The 24,348-nt window shown below is 36.3% G+C and carries 20 protein-coding genes and 1 pseudogene; 6 read left to right on the top strand and 15 right to left on the bottom strand.

Annotated features, from left to right (window positions below; genetic code table 11):
* Positions 1-89 precede the first annotated feature (89 nt).
* The 9 genes and pseudogenes from ANASTE_RS10645 to ANASTE_RS10600 all read right to left on the bottom strand — a co-directional run bounded on the left by ANASTE_RS10645 (position 90) and on the right by ANASTE_RS10600 (position 13,160).
* Complete coding sequence (locus tag ANASTE_RS10645; RefSeq protein ID WP_007051031.1) at positions 90-3,515, bottom strand: pyruvate carboxylase; 3,426 nt, start codon at positions 3,513-3,515, stop codon at positions 90-92.
* A 269-nt stretch (positions 3,516-3,784) separates the two neighbouring features.
* Positions 3,785-4,015, bottom strand: coding sequence for a hypothetical protein (locus ANASTE_RS10640; RefSeq protein WP_007051030.1), 231 nt, complete (start codon positions 4,013-4,015; stop codon positions 3,785-3,787).
* A 476-nt stretch (positions 4,016-4,491) separates the two neighbouring features.
* A pseudogene (locus ANASTE_RS12365) lies at positions 4,492-6,522 on the bottom strand (leucine-rich repeat domain-containing protein).
* Positions 6,523-6,993: 471 nt separating this feature from the next.
* A complete protein-coding gene (locus ANASTE_RS10625) occupies positions 6,994-8,337 on the bottom strand; it encodes an E3 binding domain-containing protein (protein WP_007051027.1) in 1,344 nt (447 codons plus the stop codon).
* A gap of 17 nt (positions 8,338-8,354) precedes the next feature.
* Complete coding sequence (locus ANASTE_RS10620) at positions 8,355-9,335, bottom strand: alpha-ketoacid dehydrogenase subunit beta (RefSeq protein ID WP_007051026.1); 981 nt, start codon at positions 9,333-9,335, stop codon at positions 8,355-8,357.
* Positions 9,335-11,176, bottom strand: a complete 1,842-nt coding sequence (locus ANASTE_RS10615; protein ID WP_007051025.1) for a thiamine pyrophosphate-dependent dehydrogenase E1 component subunit alpha — start codon at positions 11,174-11,176, stop codon at positions 9,335-9,337. Before ANASTE_RS10615 ends, ANASTE_RS10620 begins: the two co-directional genes overlap by 1 nt.
* 9 nt (positions 11,177-11,185) lie before the next feature.
* Positions 11,186-11,884: a 2-C-methyl-D-erythritol 4-phosphate cytidylyltransferase gene (gene ispD, locus ANASTE_RS10610; protein ID WP_007051024.1), complete on the bottom strand. Its 699-nt coding sequence runs from the start codon at positions 11,882-11,884 to the stop codon at positions 11,186-11,188.
* Between the two features lie 37 nt (positions 11,885-11,921).
* The gene (gene radC, locus ANASTE_RS10605) at positions 11,922-12,596 is read right to left on the bottom strand and encodes a RadC family protein (protein WP_007051023.1); all 675 of its coding nucleotides are present in this window, start codon (positions 12,594-12,596) and stop codon (positions 11,922-11,924) included.
* Positions 12,597-12,602: 6 nt separating this feature from the next.
* A complete protein-coding gene (locus ANASTE_RS10600; protein WP_007051022.1) occupies positions 12,603-13,160 on the bottom strand; it encodes a Maf family protein in 558 nt (185 codons plus the stop codon).
* A gap of 248 nt (positions 13,161-13,408) precedes the next feature.
* Between ANASTE_RS10600 and dtd the strand changes: the two genes are divergently transcribed.
* The 5 genes from dtd to ANASTE_RS10575 are packed head-to-tail and all read left to right on the top strand — an operon-like array spanning position 13,409 to position 16,783.
* Positions 13,409-13,858, top strand: coding sequence for a D-aminoacyl-tRNA deacylase (dtd, locus tag ANASTE_RS10595; protein ID WP_007051021.1), 450 nt, complete (start codon positions 13,409-13,411; stop codon positions 13,856-13,858).
* A 5-nt stretch (positions 13,859-13,863) separates the two neighbouring features.
* A complete protein-coding gene (locus ANASTE_RS10590; RefSeq protein ID WP_007051020.1) occupies positions 13,864-14,391 on the top strand; it encodes a hypothetical protein in 528 nt (175 codons plus the stop codon).
* Position 14,392: 1 nt separating this feature from the next.
* Positions 14,393-15,019, top strand: a complete 627-nt coding sequence (locus ANASTE_RS10585) for an MBL fold metallo-hydrolase (RefSeq protein WP_007051019.1) — start codon at positions 14,393-14,395, stop codon at positions 15,017-15,019.
* The gene (hemZ, locus tag ANASTE_RS10580) at positions 15,019-16,383 is read left to right on the top strand and encodes a coproporphyrinogen dehydrogenase HemZ (RefSeq protein ID WP_007051018.1); all 1,365 of its coding nucleotides are present in this window, start codon (positions 15,019-15,021) and stop codon (positions 16,381-16,383) included. The genes ANASTE_RS10585 and hemZ overlap by 1 nt, the downstream gene beginning before the upstream one ends.
* Positions 16,384-16,426: 43 nt before the next feature.
* Positions 16,427-16,783: an MmcQ/YjbR family DNA-binding protein gene (locus ANASTE_RS10575; protein ID WP_007051017.1), complete on the top strand. Its 357-nt coding sequence runs from the start codon at positions 16,427-16,429 to the stop codon at positions 16,781-16,783.
* A gap of 49 nt (positions 16,784-16,832) precedes the next feature.
* On the opposite strand, the gene ANASTE_RS10570 is transcribed toward ANASTE_RS10575, so the two are convergent.
* The 3 genes from ANASTE_RS10570 to recJ are packed head-to-tail and all read right to left on the bottom strand — an operon-like array spanning position 16,833 to position 20,354.
* Positions 16,833-17,429, bottom strand: a complete 597-nt coding sequence (locus ANASTE_RS10570) for a hypothetical protein (protein WP_007051016.1) — start codon at positions 17,427-17,429, stop codon at positions 16,833-16,835.
* Positions 17,430-17,446: 17 nt separating this feature from the next.
* The gene (locus ANASTE_RS10565; RefSeq protein WP_007051015.1) at positions 17,447-17,962 is read right to left on the bottom strand and encodes an adenine phosphoribosyltransferase; all 516 of its coding nucleotides are present in this window, start codon (positions 17,960-17,962) and stop codon (positions 17,447-17,449) included.
* Positions 17,963-17,972: 10 nt separating this feature from the next.
* Positions 17,973-20,354, bottom strand: a complete 2,382-nt coding sequence (recJ, locus tag ANASTE_RS10560; protein WP_007051014.1) for a single-stranded-DNA-specific exonuclease RecJ — start codon at positions 20,352-20,354, stop codon at positions 17,973-17,975.
* Between the two features lie 128 nt (positions 20,355-20,482).
* On the opposite strand from recJ, the gene ANASTE_RS10555 reads away from it, so the two are divergent.
* Entirely contained in the window at positions 20,483-20,857 is a 375-nt protein-coding gene (locus ANASTE_RS10555) for a TIGR04086 family membrane protein (RefSeq protein WP_007051013.1), read from the top strand.
* Positions 20,858-20,939: 82 nt separating this feature from the next.
* Here ANASTE_RS10555 and ANASTE_RS10550 read toward each other — a convergent pair whose 3' ends face one another.
* From ANASTE_RS10550 to hisS, 3 genes are read right to left on the bottom strand one after another with little or no spacing between them, the layout of a single operon-like run.
* Positions 20,940-21,158, bottom strand: coding sequence for a DUF896 domain-containing protein (locus tag ANASTE_RS10550; RefSeq protein WP_007051012.1), 219 nt, complete (start codon positions 21,156-21,158; stop codon positions 20,940-20,942).
* A gap of 2 nt (positions 21,159-21,160) precedes the next feature.
* Positions 21,161-22,951, bottom strand: coding sequence for an aspartate--tRNA ligase (gene aspS / locus ANASTE_RS10545; RefSeq protein ID WP_039945598.1), 1,791 nt, complete (start codon positions 22,949-22,951; stop codon positions 21,161-21,163).
* A gap of 2 nt (positions 22,952-22,953) precedes the next feature.
* Positions 22,954-24,228, bottom strand: a complete 1,275-nt coding sequence (gene hisS, locus ANASTE_RS10540; protein WP_007051010.1) for a histidine--tRNA ligase — start codon at positions 24,226-24,228, stop codon at positions 22,954-22,956.
* Positions 24,229-24,348: the final 120 nt, after the last annotated feature.

Genomic DNA, 24,348 nt, shown 5'->3' with positions numbered 1-24,348 from the left:
GGATTAGCTTATTATTTAAGAATTAATCTCGATAATATAACAATAAAAAAACAGCAGAGAAATACTCTGCTGTCTTATTTTATATAATATTATTCGAGTTCTATGAGTAACTGTCCCGCTTTTACGCTGTCCAATTCCTGTACGAGAACATCTTTTATGACACCTTCCGCAGGAGATACGACTTCGGTTTCCATCTTCATAGCTTCCACGACGCATACCGCTTGGTTCTTTTCTACTTTGTCGCCTATTGCCACGTTTACCTTGATAACCGAACCCGGTATAGGAGAGCCGATATGCTTGTCATTATTGCTGTCAGCCATTTCAACAGCCTGACTCATTACCTGAGAACGTATCGCATTAGGGTCTTCAACGTATAATGCACGTCTGAAACCGTCCACTTCGAATACCATACGTCTGTTGCCGTCCGCATGGGTCCTTCCCGTCCTTACAAGTTTTATTACATGGGATTTACCTTCGCCGAAGAATACTTCGGTTTCTTCACCTTTTGATAGTCCGCTGAAGAATGCGTCCGAAGACATATAAGTAAGATCCCCGTAAGTTTCTTTGAACCTTAGATATTCTTTATATACTTTAGGATATAAAGCGGCGGATAACACTTGTTTGTTATTTAGATCCATATTGAATTCTTCTTTGTATTCCGCTTTTATCTTATCAAAATCTTCATCCGGAAGAAGAAGACCCGGTCTCTTATCAACAAACTCTGCCCCTTTAAGGACTACTTCTCTGAGTTTTTCATCAAACCCCCATTCAGGCTGACCTATCATTCCCTTGAAGAAATCCACGACGCTGTCAGGGAAAGCCAAGTCTTTTCCCTTTTCGTAGATGTTTTCTTTATCCAAATCATTTTGAAGCATGAATATAGCAAAGTCACCTACAACTTTTGAAGTCGGTGTTACTTTAATGATATCTCTTAAAAGTTCGTTTGCTTCTTTGTATTTCTCAAGCACATCCGTAAATCTGTGTCCAAGCCCAAAGCTTTCTACCTGAGATTTAAGGTTGGAATACTGTCCTCCCGGTACTTCATATTTGTAAATCTGTGTAGTACCGGTCTTAAGTCCGGATTCAAATCCCGTATAGTATTTTCTTGCTTTTTCGTAGTAGTCACTGATTACTTGGATATCATCAACATTGATATTGCTTTCTCTAGGAGTATGTTCAACAGCCGCCACTATAGAATCAAGAGAAGGCTGAGATGTGGTTCCGCTCATTGATGAAACGGCTGCATCTACGATATCCACTCCCGCAGCACTTGCCATAAGCATACTTGATACACCGTTTCCGGCAGTATCGTGTGTATGGAAATGGATAGGGATACTTATTTCGTCTTTCAGTGCTTTCGCAAGTCTCATCGCAGCGGCAGGTTTAAGCAGTCCGGACATATCTTTTATCGCTAAGATATGTGCACCCATCGCTTCAACTTCTTTTGCCTTTTTAACATAATAGTCAAGAGTATATTTTGTTTTGTTTTTATCAAGTATATCTCCGGAATAACAAATCGCTACTTCCGCAACCTTACCGAGCTTCAATACTTCTTCAACGGAAGGCTTTATTTGGTCTAGCCAGTTTAGAGAGTCGAATACTCTGAATACATCTATACCGCTTTCGGCACTTTGCTTGATAAAGGCTTTTATTACATTGTCCGGATAATTCTTATATCCAACAGCATTAGAACCCCTAAGGAGCATTTGGAATAAGATATTCGGTATCATTTCTCTGAGAAGTTCAAGTCTCGACCATGGAGATTCTTTCAAGAAACGATAAGATGTATCGAATGTAGCCCCTCCCCATAATTCCAAAGCGTATATATCTTTTTCATATCTGCTTACGCTTTCGGCTATCTTAAGGAAATCATTTGTCCTCATTCTCGTTGCAAACAGTGACTGCTGAGCGTCACGCATTGTCGTATCCATGAATAAAAGCTGCTTTTGGTCTTTTATCCACTGAACGAGTCCTTCGGGACCTTTTTCGTCCAATATTTGCTTAGTTCCGCTCAAGTTCGGCATATCCTTATAGATAGGAACTTCTATTTTAGGCAATATTTCTCTGTCACTGCTGTTTTTTGCAAGAGTCGTCTTAGCCAAATATTCGAGAAGTTTAACTGTCTGATTGTCAAATGCTGAAATATTGAACAGTTCGGGATGATCTTCAATGAAGTTGGTATTGCAAATACCCTTTTTGAAGTCCTCATGTTCCAAAACGTTTATAAGGAAGTCTTTATTTGTAGAAACACCTTCGATTTCATGTTCCTTTAAAGTCCTTATCATCTTCTTTCTCGCCTTGTCAAAGTCTCTTGCATATGTAGTGGTCTTAACGAGAAGACTGTCGAAATAAGGAGTTATTTCGGAACCAACAAATCCATTGCCGCCGTCAAGTCTTACCCCGGGACCGGAACCTGTCTTGTAGACATCTATTTTACCTGTGTCGGGCATGAAGTTATTGAGTACATTTTCTGTAGTTACCCTGCACTCTATAGCGGCTCCGCTCATCTTGATATCTTCCTGAGATTTTATGTTTATTTCTTCATCGGTAAGTTTATATCCTTCGGCAATGAGTATCTGAGCCTGTACAAGGTCAACATTGGTTACAAGTTCCGTAACAGTATGTTCAACTTGTATCCTCGGATTAACTTCCATGAAATAATGCTTTTCATTTTCATCAACGAGGAATTCCACAGTACCCGCATTCGTATACCCTACATGTTTTGCAAGGTTCACGCTTTCTTCGCAGATAGCTTTTCTCGTTTCTTCGCTTATAGACTGTGATGGAGAAAATTCTATTATCTTTTGATGTCTTCTTTGAATTGAACAGTCCCTTTCAAATAAATGTACTATATGACCGTATTCATCGGCTAAAATCTGAGCTTCAACGTGTCTCGGAGCCCTTACGTATTTTTCTATAAATACTTCCCCGTTATTGAAGGCTTTTTTTGCTTCTCTTACGGCAGACTCAAATTGATTTCTTAAATCATCTTCTCTTTCGCATACCCTCATACCTCTTCCGCCGCCGCCTGCGCTGGCTTTTATGATAACCGGGTATCCGATTTTGGAACTGATTTCTTTTGCCTCTTCAACGGTCTCTACTTTTACCCCGTCAAGTACGCTAACGCCCGCTTCAATAGCTGCTTCCTTGGCATTTACCTTATTTCCCAACAGCTCTATTACATCGGAAGAGGGTCCTATAAATTTGATACCTGCTTTTTCGCATTCAGCCGCAAAAATAGGATTTTCCGATAAAAATCCGTATCCGGGATGAATGGCATCAATGTTTTTGGCTTTTGCAAGTTCGATTATTGCTTCTATATTTAAATAGGCATCCGTAGGTGAATTTATCCCTTTTATCAGATACGCCTCATCTGCTTTGCTTCTGAAAAGTGATAATTTATCTTCTTCGCAATAGATACAAATAGCTTTCATACCGAGTTCCTGAACGGCTCTGATGATTCTGATAGCTATTTCACCACGGTTTGCGATTAAAACTCTTTTAAATTTTTTCATTTCTGCCTCCTTATTCCATATTTAATATTCATAATATTATACTAAATTTTCTGACATTTTAAAAGACTTTTTATGTATTATTATAAAAAACACATTATATTTATAAACCCAAATTAATAATTATTCGGTAATACCTTTACATATATCCTTTATCTATATTATACTGCTTTTACCTTGAATATATCGTAACATTTGTTACGCGTATCTGTTTATTTCAAGCTTTTTTTGACTTTGTTAGATTTTTTAGAAAATAAAAAAGACATCCTAATTCAGCGATGCCTCATATCTTCCCCACTATATGGATTTCTTTTATTTATAAAACTTATCATCATATGTATTATTCCCAATATCATTAAAACGATAGATACTCCCTCGATAAAACCCAAAGGGAAATCAGCAATCTTATTTCTTAAAAACATGGATATAATATACATCATCATACCTATAACTGAAAGCCCCATGATAAACATGTTATATCTTTTTTTCTTATAAAGTTTCATTATATTTGTCCTTATCTATTTTAATATAAAACTCTAATGCTAATTTAGTACATATTATCTGAATTGTCAACGGCTATAGATTATTTTCCAATAATCATATTCATTTAACATTTATACATCTATACATCGGGGCACTATGCCTGCCTTCGGCAGAATCCGCGCCCCTAACAAGTACTTCTAACAAAATTTCCCCTTAATCCCACACTAACCCTATTAACAAAATCTTTAAACAAGATATAAACTATAAAACAAACATGGAACTAAAAAAGACCCATCGGGGTAGGGTCTTTTTTAGGATCGGTATTTTAAATCTTACCTTTATATCAAGATGATTTCTGCTGAGTGAAATCATCCGGGTAACTTTTTCAAATAAATATGTACATATTTATTTTTACATCTTTAACTTATATATAAGTTTATTGGATATTTCTTTTTACTTATATCTTCATTAATTATTTATCCATATGCCTAACTAATTAGATATTCCTCTTTTTAAGTTTATATCCTACGGTACCCACTGCTCCCAAAGATACAAGTCCCAATAGGACGTAAAGAACCATATTCATTTCATCAGAAGTCTGAGGATTATTTACCGCTGTTTTATCACTTCCTGTCTTTGTCACGGTACTTCCGTTTGATGTTGAGTCGCCATTGTTATTATTATTCTTATCTTCTTCTTTTACGATCTTTGGGATAACGACATCTGAACCTTCTTTTTTAGTACCGCAGACGCTGCACTCTGTATGCTTACTTCCTTCTTCTGTATATGTAGCTTCCTTGTCTACCACTTCTTTATCAAAAGTATGAGGTAAAACTCCTATTTTCTCATCTGAATTTTCTTTTTTAGTGTTACAAACACTGCACTCTGAATGCTTACTTCCCTCTTCAGTACATGTTGCAGGTGTGTCTATTATTTCTGCATAAGTATGAGCAAGCATTGGTATATCTACATCGGAACCGTCTTCTTTATCCCCGCATACACTGCATTCTCTGTGTTTGCTTCCCTTGACCGTACATGTAGCTTCTTTACTTATAACGGTTTTATCAAAAGTATGCTTTTGGGTTGCGGGAAGAGCAAAAGTAACTCTTTCGGTCAATACATTACCGCAGGTACAGTTCCCGGGTTCAAATGAAATTGTTCCGTCAACGCCGCATGTTGGTTCGACTTTACTTCCAGCTACTTCATCGGGACCATGACATATGCTTCCAAATGTCCATGAAGGGTTGGCAGCTTTCTGTGCTTCAAAATATGTATAAATAGGAATTAAAGAACCGTCTTTGCCGGTATGCGCGTATATTGCCAAATCCGACGAAGTATTTTTGAACACATCCGTCCCTATAGTCGCATTTGCCCCCATAAATACGATCTTTTTAAGATTAGTACAGTTTTGAAAACATGCATCTCCTACAGAAGTTACTTTTTCGGGTATGATAATTTCTTCCAAAGCAGGCAAATATTTTAAAGCACCTCTTTCTAAAGTTTCCAAAGCAGACCCTTATTCAAAAATAATTGAAGATAAATTGTCACAACTACTAAACACATTGCTTTTCATGGTTTTCACGGATTTCGGGATAACGATTTCTTTCAAACTATCTAATGAGTCGAATACAGAAATTTCCAGTGTTTCAAGGTTTATCCCCTCTTCGAATGTAATGCTTTCGAGTTTTCTACAATTGGTAAACATACAAAATCCCAAATAAGTCACATTTTTAGGAATAGTCAAATTACCTGCAAGGTTATTATTACTTCTAAAAGCCTCTGCTTTTATGCTTTCTAATTTACTGCCTTCTTCAAAAGTTAAAGAACTTACCCCTGCGTCATAAAATGCGCCCATTTCAATACTTACTACACTCTTAGGTATAATTAAGTTTTCAAGGTAATTTCCTGCCTTAAATGCATCTTCTCCTATAGTCGTAAGGTTACTTCCTTCTTCAAATTCCAATTTAGCAAAGTAACAACTGCTAAATGCCTTTTTCCCTATCGATTCAATGCTTGATGGAATTATTAATGTACAGTCATAATCAACACCAAAATCTTCGCTAAGGAAAGCTTCCCCGCCTACAGCAGTTACGGTCAATTCTCCGGTATCCGAAGTCTTTACCTTACTCGGAATGGCAAAAGTCGTAACAGTCAAAACGTCGTCGGCAGGAAAGCTACCAAGCCCTGTAATGGTCGCTTCATTCGTATCGCTGTCATAGCTGAATTCAAGCCCTGTCGTTTCGTCTATTTTACTTTCTAAAACATCTCTTGTTGTTTTAGATGAAGATAAAGCTGTCTTTGAAGTCGACTTAACCGTTTTAGAAGTCTCATTTAAAGAAGTACTTTCTTCCGCTTTCTTTTCATCTTGTGCTGTTTTATGTTCATTATCTTTATCTGTTATAACAGCTTCTTCATTATCTTTAACTTCCTCACTGTTATTTACGTCATTTCCCTTTTGTTCTTCACTTACTACAGAATTGTCATTCGTGTTTTCACTTTTTATTTCTTCGGTAAACACAGGTGTCATGCTTGTAAACACCATAAACCCGCTCAGCATTACCGCTAAAAGTCTCTTACTTTTCATTTTTAACTCCCCTTTATTTCAACAATAATATCAATAATCGTACTTTTTGTAACGTATATAAGAAATCTGTAATATATGGATTTTATTACAAATAATTGTTTACATGTAATAATAATATGTCGTTATATGTGATTTCTTATATTATTACAATACGTTTTGAGTATAGCACAAATGTTACAAAAAGTACACATTTTTATAGAAATTTTTGGGATTTTTTACTGTTTTTGAAACTTTTATAGGGTATTTTATCGAAAAGATAAAAAAGTGAGCCGTGAGAGTTTTGTTTTGATAAAAATAAGATTTTTAGAATATAGGGTTGATAGATAGTGAATTAAGTTAGGGGCGCGGAATCTCACGCAGTGAGGCGTAGTGCCCATAATCAGCAATAAAAAGACACCATAAGGTGTCTTTTTATTATACAAGCATAAGGCTTGGATTGCTTATCACTGATTTGATATTTGAAAGGACTTTCGCACATTCGTTGAAATCCATCAAATCTTCGCATGCACTCAAGTATACTTTTACATATTCGTCCTGAATGAGAACCGTTATATCGACTTTGTCTTCACATGCTTTCGGATAATAATAATCGATATTAAGCGGGCTTATATCGGTTATCCTAAAATCGATATCCTCCCCTTCGATTATGTATTTCATTCTCTTATCCATCTGACTTACGGTAAGTTCGTTGATACCGCTCAGCTTTCTGCCTGTAAAGCCTTCTTCACCGTCATACTTATATATCGCAACATCTCCCTTAAAGGAAGCTATTTTATTTTTTTCCAAAGCGAAAACTATGGATTTTACCACGGTATTAAAAATCTTTCTCTCGCTTAGATCGCTGTAGGAAACAAGCATTTCCTTTACGAGGTTAAGGCTCGCTTTTATACCCATAGTAACCACGTTATGAGTATGAGTCTCTATGACCAACTGATTTTGTTCGCTTACAGTTTTTTCTTCACTGCTTTTTCCGTCTTTATTGATAACTACGCTTCTGCTGGTATCATCATTTAAAGTGATAACCACTCTTTTCCCGTAGCTCTCATTTACTTCCCTTTCCGTGTCCGGATATTCTTCCGCTATCTCGGAATGTTCTACAGGAACTATGACCTGATGAGTAACACTGTTTTCAACAGGAACGACCGGTATCTCGTTTCCTTCATCATCGTATTCCTTGGATACGACTTCTTCGATGACCGGAGTATATGCTTCTTTTGCATTCTCTGCCTTGTTCATCTTTTCTATCGTATCCTTTGTATCGGTTATTTCTTTGTTTTCTTCTTTATCTTCAGCGTCTTCTTTTACTTCGCTTGTAATGATACTTGATGTCTGGTCATAATTCACGATGATATCCTTTGAAGAATTATCTTCATCATAAATATCATTTTGATGTTTTATCATAAACTGAATGATATCGGAGTCGGCATTATTCAACTCCTCCATTTCTTCATCGGTCTCACTGCTTGAATATATCTTCGTATTATCGGCTATCTTATCTTCGACTTCATCATTTATCATATTGATCCTTTGTTCCAATATCTTCAATTCTTCGTCGTCCTTGCTTGATTTTATAGATATATTATTTATGTTATTTTCTTCAAGTCTCTTTCTGTCATTTAAATAACGCTCTAAATCAGCGGCTTCGATACGTCCGTTTTCGCCGCTTCCTTCTATTTGCGATAAATCTATGCCTAATGCCTTAGCCAGCTTTCTTGTGGCGGGGCTTGCTTTTTGTTTGGAATTCCCTAAGTTTGTCATGAAATTCTCCTTTCGTCTTAATATTCAACCAACTGCATTATTTTTTCCAAAAGTTTGCCGGAACTCGGCAGTACTTCTTTAGCCTTTATAGGATTGAAAGGTGTGAAATTATCATCACTGCACATCCTCGCTACCGGAGCTTCAAGATAATCAAAAGCTTCGCTTTCAACTATTATACTTGCTATCTCGCTTCCAACGGAGCATGTCTTATAACCTTCGTAAACTACAATGGCTCTTCCCGTCTTCTTAACGGATTTTATTATAGTCTCACTGTCGATGGGTTTTATTGTCCTTAAATCTATTACCTCTACTTTTACATCACTCATATAGGCTACGTCGCTGGCCTTCATTGCTTCTTTTACCATGCTTCCGTAGGTTATGACGGTGATGTCGCTTCCTTCTCTTATGATATTGGCTTTCCCTAGAGGTATCTTTTCCTCCGACTTTTCACTTATTTCGCCTTTTACATTATATAAATTCTTATTTTCGAAGAATATCACCGGATCATGTTCTGAAAATGCGCTTCGCATAAGACCTATAGCGTCCTTCGGTGTCGATGGATAAACCACTTTTATACCCGGAAAATGCGCCATTACAGCCTCCACAGATTCGTTATCCTGCACACTGGAGTAAGGAGTATACCCTATCGGACATCTTATAAGAAGACTCCCCGGAACTTTAGTCCCAAAAGCTTTAAGCTTCGAAGCATAGTTTATTATCGGATCCAGAGACCTTATCAAAAACTTCGTCCCCGGTATCTCCGTTATTACGTTGAATCCATTCAAACTAAGCCCTACGCTTGAGCCTATATAAGCATTCTCGCTTACGGGAACTTCGATTATCCTCTCTTCCGGTATCTGTACGTCAAATCCTTTGCTTACTTTGTATTCTCCGCCGAATACTCCTATATCCTGAGAAACGAACACACTGTTCCTATTCTTCCTCAGTTCATATAAAAGAGTATTTTTGATTGCCTGTTTAAAAGTTAATTCTATCATTATCTGCCCTCCCCGAAGATATCAAGGTCAAGTTCCGCTTCATCTTCCATTTCAAGCATATTATGTAAATCAGATACGTCATTGCCGTCACTTACATCTATAACAGGTGAACTGCCCCTTGTGGAAACGGTAAAAGGCTGTTCGCTGTTCATATTCAGACTCTTCATATATTCCTTTATGATATCGTCGTCTTCATTATAATTACTGAATAAATCATCTTTATATGTATCATCATATCTATTTTCAAAATCAAAATCGTCAAATGTTTCAATATTCTGCTTTCTCAAATCATTGTAGTCTGAACTTTCTCCAACAGATGCATTTACAAAAGTGATCTTATCTTCATCTTCTTTTTCATAACCGTCTGCGATGTTTGCCTTCATACTTATATCATCATAAATATCACTGTTTACCACCGTAGTGGTATATTTCTTTTCTTCTTCATCTATTTCTTTGAATATATTTTCAAGAACATTTTCCGCATTTGAAATATATCTCTTTTCTTCTTCGGTAACTACTTCTTTTTTTTCTTCCTTTTCGGGTCTCTTTCTTATAGTATCCCTAAAATCAACATCCGCAAAGCCGTCCGTGTTAGATATCAAAGTATGAGTATGACCGTTCCTTAAAATATCCTCTACACTAAGTTCTTCTTTAGGTGTATCGTCTCTTTCGGGGAATATATTTTTAAGTCTCTTTATTTCATCGAATACTTTATCGTTGGCTCTGATCTCTTCTTCACTGTCCCCAACCGCATCTTTTTCCGTAAAAGTAGATTTAAGTTTAGGTTCTTCTATCATGACCGAAGTATCTGCCTGTTTTAAAAATTCCTTTTGTTCGAGCAAAGCTTTTAATTCTTCTTCTATCTGGGTCTTCTTTGAAATCTTTTCTTCTTCTTTTTCTTCAAGCTCTTCTTTAGGGATTTCTTTTTCGTTTAGTATTTTATTTATTATCCTGTCCATTTCAGCCGAAATGGTATCTTTCATCATTTGAAGGTCATCATCTATACCAACCATATTTTGAAGCATATAATTACTGAGAAGCTTTATCGGGCACTTATCGAACCATGCCCTAAGTTCTTTTGAACTTCTGTAAAGGGCCTTATCCGCAAGATGATGTCCGCTGAAGCGATATGTCTTTGCCTCAAGTATTATCGGACCTTTTCCTCCTCTTACATAGCTTGAAGCAGTAAGCATTGCTTCGTACATATCGAGAACATTGTTCCCGTCAACTATGATACCCGGTATCGAATAACTGCTTGCACGGGAAGCTATATCTTTGACAGTAGAGGTTTTGGAAAAACTCTGTCCTTTGGCATATCCGTTGTTTTCAACCAAGTAAATGATAGGAAGCTTAAACATTGAAGCCATATTGACGCTTTCGGAAAATACACCTTCGTTTACAGCGCCGTCACCGATAAAGGAAACCACTATATTGTTCGTATGATGTATCTTTTCCCCCATGGCAACACCCGTTGCTACGGAAACATTTCCCGCGGGAACCGCCGAAGCACCGTAAATATCAGCCTTCATATCCGCAAAATATCCCGGTCCCGCTACCCCGTCGGTATAACCGCCGTCAAGCCCCATTATCTCACGAAACATCTTTTCTATATCCATTTCAAGACATATTGAAGCAGCAAAGTTCCTATGTGATGTAAAAACTTTATCCTTGCCGTTTATGGCAGCCATTGCTCCGGCACTTACCGCTTCCTGTCCTATGGATAAATATAAGTTTGTATGTATCTTTCCTTCTTCGTATAAAGACGCCAGTTTTTCTTCAAAAACCCTCACTTTCAGCATCTTGTAAAATAACTCAACGATTTTTTGGTTGTTTATGTTCATTGTAACCCCCTAGTTTCTGCTTGATAAAATCTCTTGAGCGTAGATTAAATCTTCAGGTGTTGTTATTTTTATATTGTTATAAGAACCTTTTATTATCTTTACTTTTATATCGTTTTCTTCCACAAGGTATGAATCGTCTGTCCCGATGATACCTTTCTCCTCTGCGTTTTTATAGGCCTCTTTTAAAATATCAGCCTTAAAAACCTGAGGTGTCCTTATATTATAAAGCGTACTTCTTTCTACCGTAGCGGATACAAATCCGTCACTGTCCGCTTTCTTGACCGTTTCCTTTACAGGTACCCCAAGCACGCATCCTCCGTACTTCTTTGCACCGAGAACCGTATTTATTATCTCCTTATTGGAAATCAGGGGTCTTGCACCGTCATGTACGGATATTATAGTACATCTTTCATCAACTTTCTTTACCGCATTATAAACCGATTCCTGTCTCGTACTTCCGCCGACTACCAGCTTATAAGGCTTTTTTATCCTATATTCTTTGAGCACCTTATCCTTGAATAATTTTTCTTCATTATCGGCAACGACAATAAGTATCTCATCTATATAAGGACATTTATCGAAAGCTATGATAGTATGAGTGAGTATTGCTTTTTTGTCTAAAGATATGTACTGCTTATTGATACTCTTACCCATCCTTGTTCCTCTGCCTGCGGCAGGGATTATTACACTTACAAAATCATCATTCATATTTTTACTCCTATTAAAAAGAATAAATAATATATTATTATAACATATTTTCTTCCATAAATGAAAAGTAATTATCCTTACCTATGATAACATGGTCAATTACCTTTATACCGATAAGCTCTCCCGCGTCTTTAAGCCTTTTGGTAAGATGTTCGTCTTCTATTGAAGGAGTGGAATCTCCGCTTGGATGATTATGAGCTAAGATTATACTGTTTGCATTTTTCTTTATTGCGTTTCTGAATACTTCCCTTACATGAACAAGTGAAGTGTTTATCGTCCCTATTGAAATAAGTTCCGTTTCTATAACCATATTTTTGGTGTTTAAAAGTATGACCTTAAAATGTTCTTCATCCAAAAAGCTCATATCATAGGAAAGCAGGTCCACTATATCCATGACACATGTTATGATCTTTTGCTTCTCTTTTTTCAAATAAGCTCTTCTGCCTATTTCCAAAGAAGCCAAAATCATATCACATTTTAAATCCGTCATCCCCGGATTATCGTTTTTAAGCTCTTCCCTCGTGATACCTATCAAATCCCTGAGGGAAGCTCCGTATCTTCTTATGATATTATTACTAAGCTCCAGTACGCTTTTCGTACTGTCCCCTTTTCTTATTATTAATGCAACCAGCTCACTGTCGGTAAGCTCCCCGACGCCTTCGTCATATAATCTTTCTTCAATACCCGATAGTATTTCTTTGTCCGATTTCATCTTATCCTACCTAAACTCTTTTAACATATCATATAATGTGCTTATACTAAGCCCCACTACGTTAAAATAATCGCCTTCGATTTTACTTATGAATTTCCCCGCAATACCCTGAACGGCATATCCGCCGGCTTTGTCATAAGGCTCATTTGTATTTATGTATCCTTCTATTTCTTCGTCGTTAAGTTCTTTGAACGTTACTTTGGTCTCCACTGCCGTTTTTAAACTTTTTTCTTTAGTTATGACAGATATACCGCTTATAACACTGTGAGTTTTACCAGACAGAGATTTTATCATCCCCCTTGCATCGTCCTTATCCTTTGGCTTCAAAAGGACTCTGCCCTCTAAGTAAACAATGGTATCGGCACCTATGACGAGGTTATCCCCATTATCCTTAAAAACATCGTAAGCCTTTGAATAAGCAATGTTTTTTAAATTTTCATAAACGGATAACTCCTCATCAAACACTTCTTCACACGTTGAGACGATGATGTCAAAATCTATATCAAGTAATTTTAACAGCTCTTTTCTCCTTGGAGAAGCCGACGCCAATATAATTTTCCTCATAAAAACCTCACTTATAGTTACTATACCAAAAAAAGGTCATACTTTCAAGTTTTATAACTTTTAAAAAGCCTTATACTCAAGGATTTAACGGAATATCGAATCATATGAAAATCAAATAAAATAAGTGTATATTGTCACATAAAAGACACAATTTAATACTATAAATATGGACTTTCATATTTATAGTATGATATAATAAATTTTTGTTAGAAAAGGAAAAAATTTATAAGATAAGGAAATAAATTTTCATGAAAGCTGTTGTTCAGAGAGTAAAGAGTTCAAAGGTCACCATAAACGATAGAGTAGTCGGGAATATCAATAAAGGATTCAACGTCCTCTTCGGAGCGGAAGAAAAGGACACAAAAAAAGACGCCGACTATCTCGCAAGAAAAATATCAAACCTCAGAGTTTTTGAAGATGAAAACGGCAAAATGAATTTATCCATAAAAGACATAGGCGGTCAAATGCTTATAATATCTCAGTTCACCCTTGCGGCTGATACAAAAAAAGGTAACAGACCGAGTTTTGTAAATGCAATGGAGCCCGTAGAAGCAAACGAGCTTTACGAATACTTCATGAAAAAAATAGAAGAAGAAGGAATTTCGGTTAAGCGAGGCATATTCGGAGAAGATATGTTAGTGGATATTGTAAATGACGGTCCCGTTACTATATTGTTTGACACAAAAACTAAGGAGTGATTATCATGGGTGAAAAAAGACTGGATGTTCATGAGTTTCTAAAAAATGATTTAATGGTTGAAGATATATGCAAAACCAGAAGGATACTGGGTGTTTTTGAAGATGAGATATACTGTTATTTCAAAGAGGAAATAGCCAATAACAAATCCGTAACATACTTTATTGAAAAAATCAATGAAGTCCTTCCCATAAAGAAGATCATCGTGAGTGAAATGACAGATGATGATATACAAACTTACTTGGTGGATTTCTTTACAAAGCATGATATACACTTTAAATTCGTAACGGATTACAGCGATGAAGACGAAGCTTACATGGTAGTAATATGTAAGGAAGATATACAAAGAGAACCTCTGTTATACGAAACCGACATACCGAAGGAATACCTTAAAAACTTCGGGAAGATACTATGCAAAAAACATACTGCAATACTTAAAGAACTGGACCCCGACATGGTAAGCTTTTATAAGAAAGAAACTTTTATTTCAAAGGGAAGCTGCTCGGTCTGCAGAGAAGAAGAAAGGAACAAATAATATGGATATAAGATCATTTCAGTTAGGTCCCGTAGGAACAAACTGTTATATTATAACAAAAAACGATAAATCGATAATAATCGACCCCGGTCACAACGACGAAAGGTTAATGGATTATATCAGAAAAGAAAATTTGAATATAGAAAAAATCCTACTAACTCACGGACACTTCGACCATATTGCGGGAACGGACATGGTAAGAGACGCCACGGGAGCAAAAGTATATATTCATGAGCTCGACAATGAAATGTTATCAAACCCGAACAAAAACGGTTCCGCACTTATGATGGGAATGGGCATAAAAATCAGAGAAGCGGATGAATTCGTATACGACGGAGAAAAGATAGACTTCGAAGGAAGCGAAATAGAAGTAATATTTACCCCGGGGCACTCTAAAGGCGGAGTTTGCTACAAAATAGACGATGCGGGAGTGATATTCTGCGGAGATACGCTGTTCTTACGCTCCATAGGAAGGACAGACCTTTACGGAGGCAGTATAGAAGTCCTCGAAAGTTCCATAAGAAATAAAATTTATACTCTTGATAAAAATTATACTCTTCTATCAGGTCACGGAGACCCTACGGATATAGAAGGGGAAAAGAAATACAACGGATTTTTCAGAGCATAATGAATATCAAAACAGACGAAAACATAAAAGAAATTCACGTTCGTGAAATACTTCAGTTATTTTACCCTGACAAGTATAAAGACATAAAAATGAAATTATACTCTCAGGGTAATTTTGTATATTTAGAGTATAAAGATAAAACATATAAAGAGAAGATAAACATATCCTTAAAAAACGCCACAAAAAAAGTCGTTTACAAGGCTTTGAGAAATGAGACCCATAAAGAATTCCCTTACGGGATACTGACGGGAGTAAAACCTATAAATATCCTGGATTTATATAAAGATAAAAGCAAAAATGAGATAAGGAAAATACTCAAATACGATTATCTTATGAATACGGATAAGATAGGATTACTTATGAATACGAAGGAAACACAAAAAGAGCTTATCGACGATAATAAGTACAGCCTTTATATCCATATTCCCTTCTGCCCCGCAAGATGTACTTACTGTTCTTTTCCGTCCAAAATATGTACCGGTAACGATTTGATTTTGAATGAGTATACAAATGTACTTTTAAAAGAAGTCAATATGATATCCGAAATTATAGATAAAAACAGTATCAATATAGACAGTATCTATATAGGCGGAGGAACTCCCGGGATATTGAATGAAGAACTTACACATAAGCTTACCAACTCCATTTTAAAAAATATAATCAAAGATAAAAATATCGAATTCACTTTTGAACTTGGGCGTGCGGATATGCTTACAAAAGAAAAGCTGGATATATTAAATAACGATAAGGTAAACAGGATTTGCTTAAACCCTCAGTCAATGAGTAAAGATGTACTTGATAACTTTAACAGAGATATTTCTCCCGCTGAATTCTATAAAGCAGCAGACCTTATAAAACAATATAACTTCATACTAAACTCCGACTTGATAATGGGGCTTAATTCAGACAGTATTTCGGATTTTATAAATGAAGTAAAGACACTCATAAATTTAAAAGCGGAAAATATAACCATACATACGCTTTCTCTTAAAAGGTCGAGTGATATGGATAATATAAAATACGAAGATAAAGACTTTTACGATGTTCAAAGTAAATGTTTTAGTTTGCTTAAATCAAATGGGTATTATCCTTATTACCTTTATAAGCAAAAACAAAGCTTATGTATGGGAGAAAACGTCGGTTTTTCAAAAAGAGGGAAAGAATGTATCTATAACATCAAAACAATGAAAAACAAAAGCACCATACTTGCGCTCGGTGCGGGCGGTGCAGGAAAAGTATACGATAAAAAGAACGATAAAACATACCGAGTAGACACGACTAAGGATACCAATATATACATAAAAGATTTTGATAAAATAATAAAGAGAAAAGCTGAAGAATACAATAAATACTTAAATATTTAAAACATGCTTTAATTTATTTAAAAGGCTACATAAGGAGAAAACTATGTCATATAAAGATGATATACATAAATTTATAAAAGAAAATTATAATATCGAAGCGGACTATCCGTGGGAGAAGACTCCCGACTACAGCGTATTCAGACATAATCATAACAAAAAATGGTTTGCTCTGGTAATGAACATCGAAAAAAAGAGACTGAATATTGACGTAGAAGAGAATATCGACATTATAAACTTAAAATGTCCTCCAGAACTCATAGGTTCTCTAAGGAGCAAAAAGGGTATACTTCCCGCTTACCATATGAACAAGGAACACTGGATAACCGTATTATTGGACGGGACTTACCCTTTGGAAAATATTTATGACTTAATAGAGATAAGTTATGATTTAACCAAATAAGATGTTTACATATAAACATCAATAAAAAAACGCCCTTAGGCGTTTTATCTTATTCCACGACTACACAGGTATCGCTCAGTGAATTGGTTATCTTTACTTTAGAACCCTTACGTAGAGTCGCTTCCGCATTGGTTACGGCTTCAAACTCTATCACTTCATCATTTATCGAAACCCTAACTTTTCCCATAGCTCCTCTTTTAGCCTTTATATCCTTATAAACCAAGGCTTCCAGCCCTACTGTATTTGCGGAAAATATAGCATCGTGTTTTACCATAAGATCTATGGCATACTCAACAAGGGCAAAAATAACAAGCCCCGTAAGTCCCAAAAGAAAACTTATCACTACGCTGGGTTTCATCGTGATATGATTTGCAAGGGTCTGGATACCCATAAACCCGAATACAAGAAGAAATCCCGAGAATGTGAATATAGAAAAATATCTTACAGTAAGAGATTTACTGAGCTGACTTTGGCTTAAAGTCAGTATCTTAGGAGTATTATTCTGAACTATATTCTCATCCAAGTTCGGTTTGCCTTTGTTATCCATTAATTTCTTTATCTTGAGAACAGCGAAAATAAGTATTCCCGCCAAAGCAAGATACACTGAAAATGTATATATTAATTTCAGTAATTTTGGTGTAATCATATAAGTCACTTCCTACCTTAAAATTCGTATTGAACCAATGTTTTTACATCGTAGTCTTTTAATTTATCTCTTCCGTTCAGACCCGTAAGTTCCATTAAAGATATTATAGAAACTATTTCACCACCAAGCATTTCAATAGCTTTTGCGCTGGCTTCCAAAGTTCCTCCGGTTGCAATAAGGTCATCTATTATTACGACCTTGTCACCTTTTTTTATCGCATCCTTATGTATCTCGATAGTATCAGTTCCGTACTCAAGGTCATAAGTATAGCTTATCGTTTCAGCCGGAAGTTTTCCGGGCTTTCTAACGGGAACGAAACCCGCTCCTATCCTATAAGCTACAGCGGTACCGAAGATAAATCCTCTTGACTCCGGTCCCACGATCAAATCCACTTCCCCGTCTATCAAATCGCATAAAGCATTTATAGTATACTGAAGAGCTTCTTTATCTTTTACAAGTGTCGTTATATCTTTAAAACTTATACCCTCTTTCGGAAAATCTTCTATTACTCTTATCTTTTCTTTTAAATCCATATTAAATCCCCTACCTGTTATTCAACTTTTTCATTATTTTGGTTTTTTCTATATCGCTTTTTGAATTTACTTTTTTAAACGACAAGCTTAGTTTATCATTTTCTAAAGAATAATTCAATATATTCATTTCTTTCATTATATCGAGTGCAAGCCTTACCGTAAAATAATTTATCTCAACGTCGCTTTCATTTCTTATATTATTAATAAACTCATATATATTATTACCCGTTATCTTTAAAAGTTTAAATTTCCTGTAAAGATATAAAAAGAAAGTTCTCGTTATTTTAACGCTTCTCATGGGCTTTGATGTCTTTAGATATTTTATCTTTGCACTCTTATAAACTTCGCTTTCATAATCGTTAAACTCGGGTCTGTCGAGAATAACGACTTCATCTTCCCCTATCTCACTTACGGGAAGAACCAGTACATTTATTTTGTTTTCTTCTTTTTCAAGTTCATTGTAAGATATCTTATAATCATAATTTTTAAATCTCAGGTATTTTATAAGTCTTAAAAAAGTGTCTCTATTATATATTATTAAAACTTTGTCTTTATATTCTTCAATTGTCGTCTCAAAAGAATAAGGAAGCTTTTCTTCTTCGGGATAAAAGTAATCTTCGTTATCCAAATCCTTTATAAAATTATTGTAAAAAGCCTTGTCATACTCTTTTAGATCCACATCGTGATAATCCATATCCTTTATTTCAAACTGGAGTTTTTCTCTCCCCTTATAGGAGTTCACCGACATCGTGAATACTATATCAAAGGACTTAGTAAAATCATACTCTCTAAGGTAATGCCCCATTGAAAAACCTATTGCATCATAATAATTCCCGTTATAAAGGACGCTGAATTTAAGATGTGTTCCGTCCTTACCTATGGCTCTTACATTAGTAAGCTTCACATCTCTTAGACATAATATACTTCTGGAATTTCCTATCCCGAAAGGAGCAAACTTCTCAAGTTCCAAAGAAGTCTTTACATTTAAGTTTGAAGGGATAGCTGGTGTATCATAGTAAACCCTTTTATAAAATAAGTTTTCTATCTTTCTTTTCCTTGCATACTCGTTTGTCTCTTCAATCAATCTGTCCAAATTTTCTCTTTCGATACTAAATCCGGCGGCGGCACTGTGTCCTCCGAATTTAGAAAACAACTCTCTGCTGTTATCGAGACATTTAAATATATCAAATCCCGTTATGCTCCTGCATGAAGCCTTAATAAACCCATCTTCGCTGTCGCTCATTATGACCACGGGACGATTGTATTTATCGCATATTTTACTTGCCGCAACTCCCATTACCCCCTCGTTGAAATCTTCTCCGTAAACATATAGTATCAACGAGGTTTCAAGTAAGTCATTTTCCTTTATGTACTCTTCGCTTTTTTTAAATATACTTTCTTCTATATCTTTTCTTTGATCATTATACTCACATAGCTCATGGGATAAAATATCTACTTCCTTTTCGTCTTCGCTTAGGAATAACCTAACCGCTTTTTTGGCATCATCAAGCCTTCCCGCGGCATTTATCCTCGGACCTATCTGAAAACCGATGTTACCGCAATTCAGCTTATTCTTATCCAAATCTGATTTTTTAATCAGAGCATTCAAGCCCTTGTTATTCGTGTTTCTTATCAAATCAAGCCCGAGAGACGCTATTGTCCTGTTCTCGCTTTTTAAAGATACTATATCAGCTATGGTGCCTATCATGGCGAAAACGAGTATTTGCGATATGTCAAAGTCCAGCTCGAAAAATTTTACTGCCGCACAGGCAATCTTAAAAGCAACCCCCGCACCGCATAACTCGCTGAAAGGGTAATTATCTCCCTCTACCTTAGGATTTATGATCGCATAAGCCTCAGGCAGCACTTCGGGAGGAGTATGATGGTCAGTGATTATTACATCTATACCGCTATCCTTCAATATCTCCGTTTCCTCAACAGAGGTTATCCCGTTATCCGTAGTGATAACCAAGGAAGGCTCTTCGTCTATTATCATTTCCATACTTTCGTCACTCAGCCCGTAACCGTTTGTGAACCTGTTTGGTATTATGATTTTTGTATTCACCTTCATGAAGCTTAAAACTTTATAAAGGATAATGCTTGAAGTCACACCGTCACAGTCGTAGTCCGAAAATATAACCACTTTTTCCCTGTTTCTGATGACTTCTTTTAATCTTTCCATGACCTTTTTCATATCCTTAAACAGGAAAGGGTCATAAAGGTCGGATATATTCGGGTTCAAATAAGTTTCCACTTCCCCGAAAGCACTAAATCCCTTTATGCTCAAAAGGAGTGCACTCAAATAAGATATATCGAATTGCTTGGTTAAATTATCTATAAAATCATAGTTTATATTGTCTGATGTCTTTTGTTTAAATATTTTATATTCCACTATCTACATTCCTTAAAAAAATATATATAGATTTTAACACATAATAATAAAAATTGTAATGAATTGAGTGAGAAAGTAATAAATATTTAATATAAGAAATTATAAGAAATAACGAAAGGAATTTTATCATGACGAATAGTAACAATATGAATAACCTGCTTCGCGCTGTCATACTGGGAAGTATCTTTGCGGTCATAAGCGTGTTTATTTTTTCTCTTTTGATGTACTTCTTCGACTTCCCCGTAAGCATACAGTCGGGAGGTCTTTATATCCTGCTCAATTTAAGTCTGTTCATCGCAAGCGTACATGCGGGAAGAAGGACCACCGCAAAGGGATATCTTTACGGTCTGTTCAGCGGACTTATATTTATAGTTATCCTGCTTTTAATAAATCTTTTGATAAGCGAAGGTACATTCAGCATAATGGCATTTTTCTTAAAAATGCCGGTGCTTCTTTTGGTATCTCTCATAGGAGGTATTTTCGGAGCCAATCTTCGTAAATAAATTTTTATCGTCTCCTAAAAATTAATATATTTAATTTTTATTTTTCCATACTCTAAAAAACCGCGCATATAAGCGCGGTAATTTAATTTTTCTTCTTTTTATTAAATTCTTTTAGAGGAACTTTGCTTCCGTCTTCTTTTTCTACGACGATACTGTCTACGGTAATTTTAAAATTTTTCCTGATGTTACCCAGATAAATTTTATAAAGTTCTTTTTGTTCCTTTGATTCTTCCTCTGTAAGACCTTCCGTCTTTTTCTTTTTTGCAAGGAAGTTTATCCTGTCAATTTGCTTCTTGTCCATTCCTACTCTTCCTCGTCAACCACTTCGATACCAAGCTCTTCAAGCTGTTCTTCGCTTACGATACTCGGAGCGTCCGACATAAGACATGTATGATTTTGTGTCTTAGGGAATGCTATTACGTCTCTGATATTTTCTGTATCTACAAGAAGCATTATCATTCTGTCTAAACCAAATGCTAATCCGCCGTGAGGTGGAGTTCCGTATTTAAGTGCCTTAAGCAAGAAACCGAATTTATTTTCCGCTTCTTCATCGCTGAAACCAAGTACGTTGAATACTTTCTGCTGAACTTCTCCGGAATGTATCCTTATGCTTCCGCCTCCCATTTCAACTCCGTTTACAACTAGGTCATATGCTTTAGCTCTGACTTCGCCCGGTTCGCTTTCCAATTTATCCAAGTCTTCATCCATAGGAGCAGTGAAAGGATGGTGCATAGCTTTATATCTCTTTTCATTTTCGTCGTATTCAAACATAGGGAAGTTTGTTACCCATAAGAAATTAAATCCTTCGTCCATTTTGATTTCGGCTTTTTTAGCTATATGAAGTCTTAGATTTCCCAGAGAATCGTAAACTACTTTATTTTTATCCGCAACGATGAATACTATATCTCCGTTTTCCGCTTTAGCTCTGTCTAATATACCCTTTGTTTCTTCTTCGCTTAAGAATTTTGTTATCTGTGATTTTATAGAGCCGTCTTCGTTTACCGCAATCCATGCAAGCCCCTTAGCTCCGTAAGTTTTTACATAATCCACTAAAGCGTCTATATCTCTTCTTGAGAAGAAATCAGCCAAGCCCTTCGCGTTTATGGCTCTAACGCTTCCGCCGTTTTTGATAGGTCCCGCAAATACATTGAATTTACAGTCTTTAAGCAAATCGCTCAAATCGAAAAGTTCCATTCCAAATCTGGTATCGGGCTTATCGGAACCGAATCTGTCCATTGCTTCGGAAAATTCCATTCTCATAATAGGAGCTTCGATATCGTAATCTATGATTTCTTTGAATACTTTCTTAACGAGTCTTTCATTTACGTCAATTACATCGTCTACATCCACAAAACTCATTTCAAGGTCTATTTGAGTAAACTCCGGCTGTCTGTCCTGTCTCAAGTCTTCATCTCTGAAACATTTTACTATCTGATAATATCTGTCCATTCCCGAAACCATCAATATTTGTTTAAATAGCTGAGGAGACTGAGGAAGTCCGAAGAACTTGCCTTTTCTTATCCTGCTTGGTACAAGGAAATCTCTTGCACCTTCTGGGGTCGGTTTACCTAAGAACGGTGTTTCGATTTCAAGGAAACCTTCGCTGTCTAAGAAATTTCTTACCACCGAACAAGTCTTTGCTCTTGTAATGAGGTTGTTCTTTATCTTATCTTTTCTTAAATCAAGAAATCTGTATTCAAGTCTTGTCGCTTCGTTTGCATTGTCACTTTCGTCTATATATATAGGAGGAGTGTTTGCACTGTCCAAGACTTCCATGGTGTCAAGCTTTAGTTCAAGTTCTCCCGTTTCAATATTTGGATTGAAGTTTTCTTCATCCCTAAGAACCACTTCACCGCTTACTTTCAAAACATATTCGTTTCTTATGTTTTCCGCAGTCTCGAAAACTTCCTTATTAAGTTCGCTGTTGGCTACAAGCTGCATGATACCGCTTCTGTCTCTCAAATGAATGAAAATAACTCCGCCAAGGTCTCTTCTTCTTTGTACCCAGCCCGACAGTGTAACTTTCTTTCCTAAATCTTCTTTTGTGATTTCAGCACACATACATGTTCTGAAGCTTGTTTTACTTTTATTCATATTTACTCTCCTAAACTCCCTTTTATATATTCCGTTAAATTTTCAATTTTTATTTCTTCCTGCTCTTTTGTTCCCATATTCCTTACAGTATAAACCCCTTTATTAAGTTCATCTTCTCCCAAAATAGCAGTATATTTCGTATTTACTTTATTTGCATATTTCATTTGAGCCTTGAGGCTTCTGTCCATTACGTCTATGCCGGACTTTATGCCCTTCTTGGTAAGCTCTCTGAAAGATTTGAAGGCTATCTTCAAAGCGTCTTTTCCCACAGGCGCCAAGTATATATCTATACCGTCTTCTTCCATATCATTCAAAAGCCCCTGCTCTTCCATTATAAGCATAAGTCTTTCAAGTCCCAGTCCGAAGCCAACACCCGGAGTATCGCTCCCGCCTATCATTTTGACTAAACCGTTATACCTTCCGCCACCGCATACGGTCCCCTGTGAACCCAAATCCGTAGAAACGAATTCAAATGCTGTTTGAGTATAATAATCAAGTCCTCTTACTATTTTAGGATCCACGACGAAATCTATACCTGCAGAATTTAAATATTCTTTAACACTTTCAAAATGTTCCTTACAGTCTTCACATAAATAATCCACCATCAAAGGAGCTTCTTTAAGTAAAGTCTTGCAGTGTTCGTTTTTGCAGTCTAAAATCCTCATAGGATTTTTACTCAGCCTGTCCTGACAATCTTCACAGAGTTCATTTTTAAACGGCTCCACAAAATTTTTAAGTCTTTCGTAATAGTCACTCCTGCACTTAGGACATCCGACACTGTTTATCCTAAGCTCCAGTCCTTTTATTTTAAGCTCGCTGAACAGTGTATCTACTAACATGATAACTTCCGCATCCATGCTTGCGGAATATGACCCTATGGCTTCGATACCGAACTGGTGGAACTGACGCTGTCTGCCCTTTTGAGGTCTTTCGCTTCTGAAACACGAAGTGATGTAATAAAGCTTCGTCGGTGTGATACCGCTTGTCATACCGTGCTCGATGAAAGCTCTTATGACGGAGCTTGTACCTTCAGGCTTTAGTGCGAACACATCGCTTCCCCTGTGATTAAGAGTATACATCTCCTTGCTTACTATATCCGTAGACTCTCCTACCCCTCTGTCAAACAGTGCATAATGTTCAAAATCAGGCACCCTTATTTGTTTATAATTAAAAGCCGAACATATTTCCTTGATTTTTCCTTCAACCATTTCCCAGGCTTTTACTTCCTTCGGAAGAATATCTCTGGTCCCTTTTGGAGCAAATATTTTATTTCCCATTTTTTATCCTTTCTATATAAAAATAAGTCCCCGACATTAATAAAAATGTCAGGGACGAGAATTCATTTTCCCGCGGTGCCACCCTAATTGGTATAATACCCGCTTTATTTAAATTCAAAA

The organism is Anaerofustis stercorihominis DSM 17244 (assembly GCF_000154825.1).
GTDB lineage: Bacteria > Bacillota > Clostridia > Eubacteriales > Anaerofustaceae > Anaerofustis > Anaerofustis stercorihominis.
This window is presented reverse-complemented; position numbering and strand designations above follow the sequence as displayed.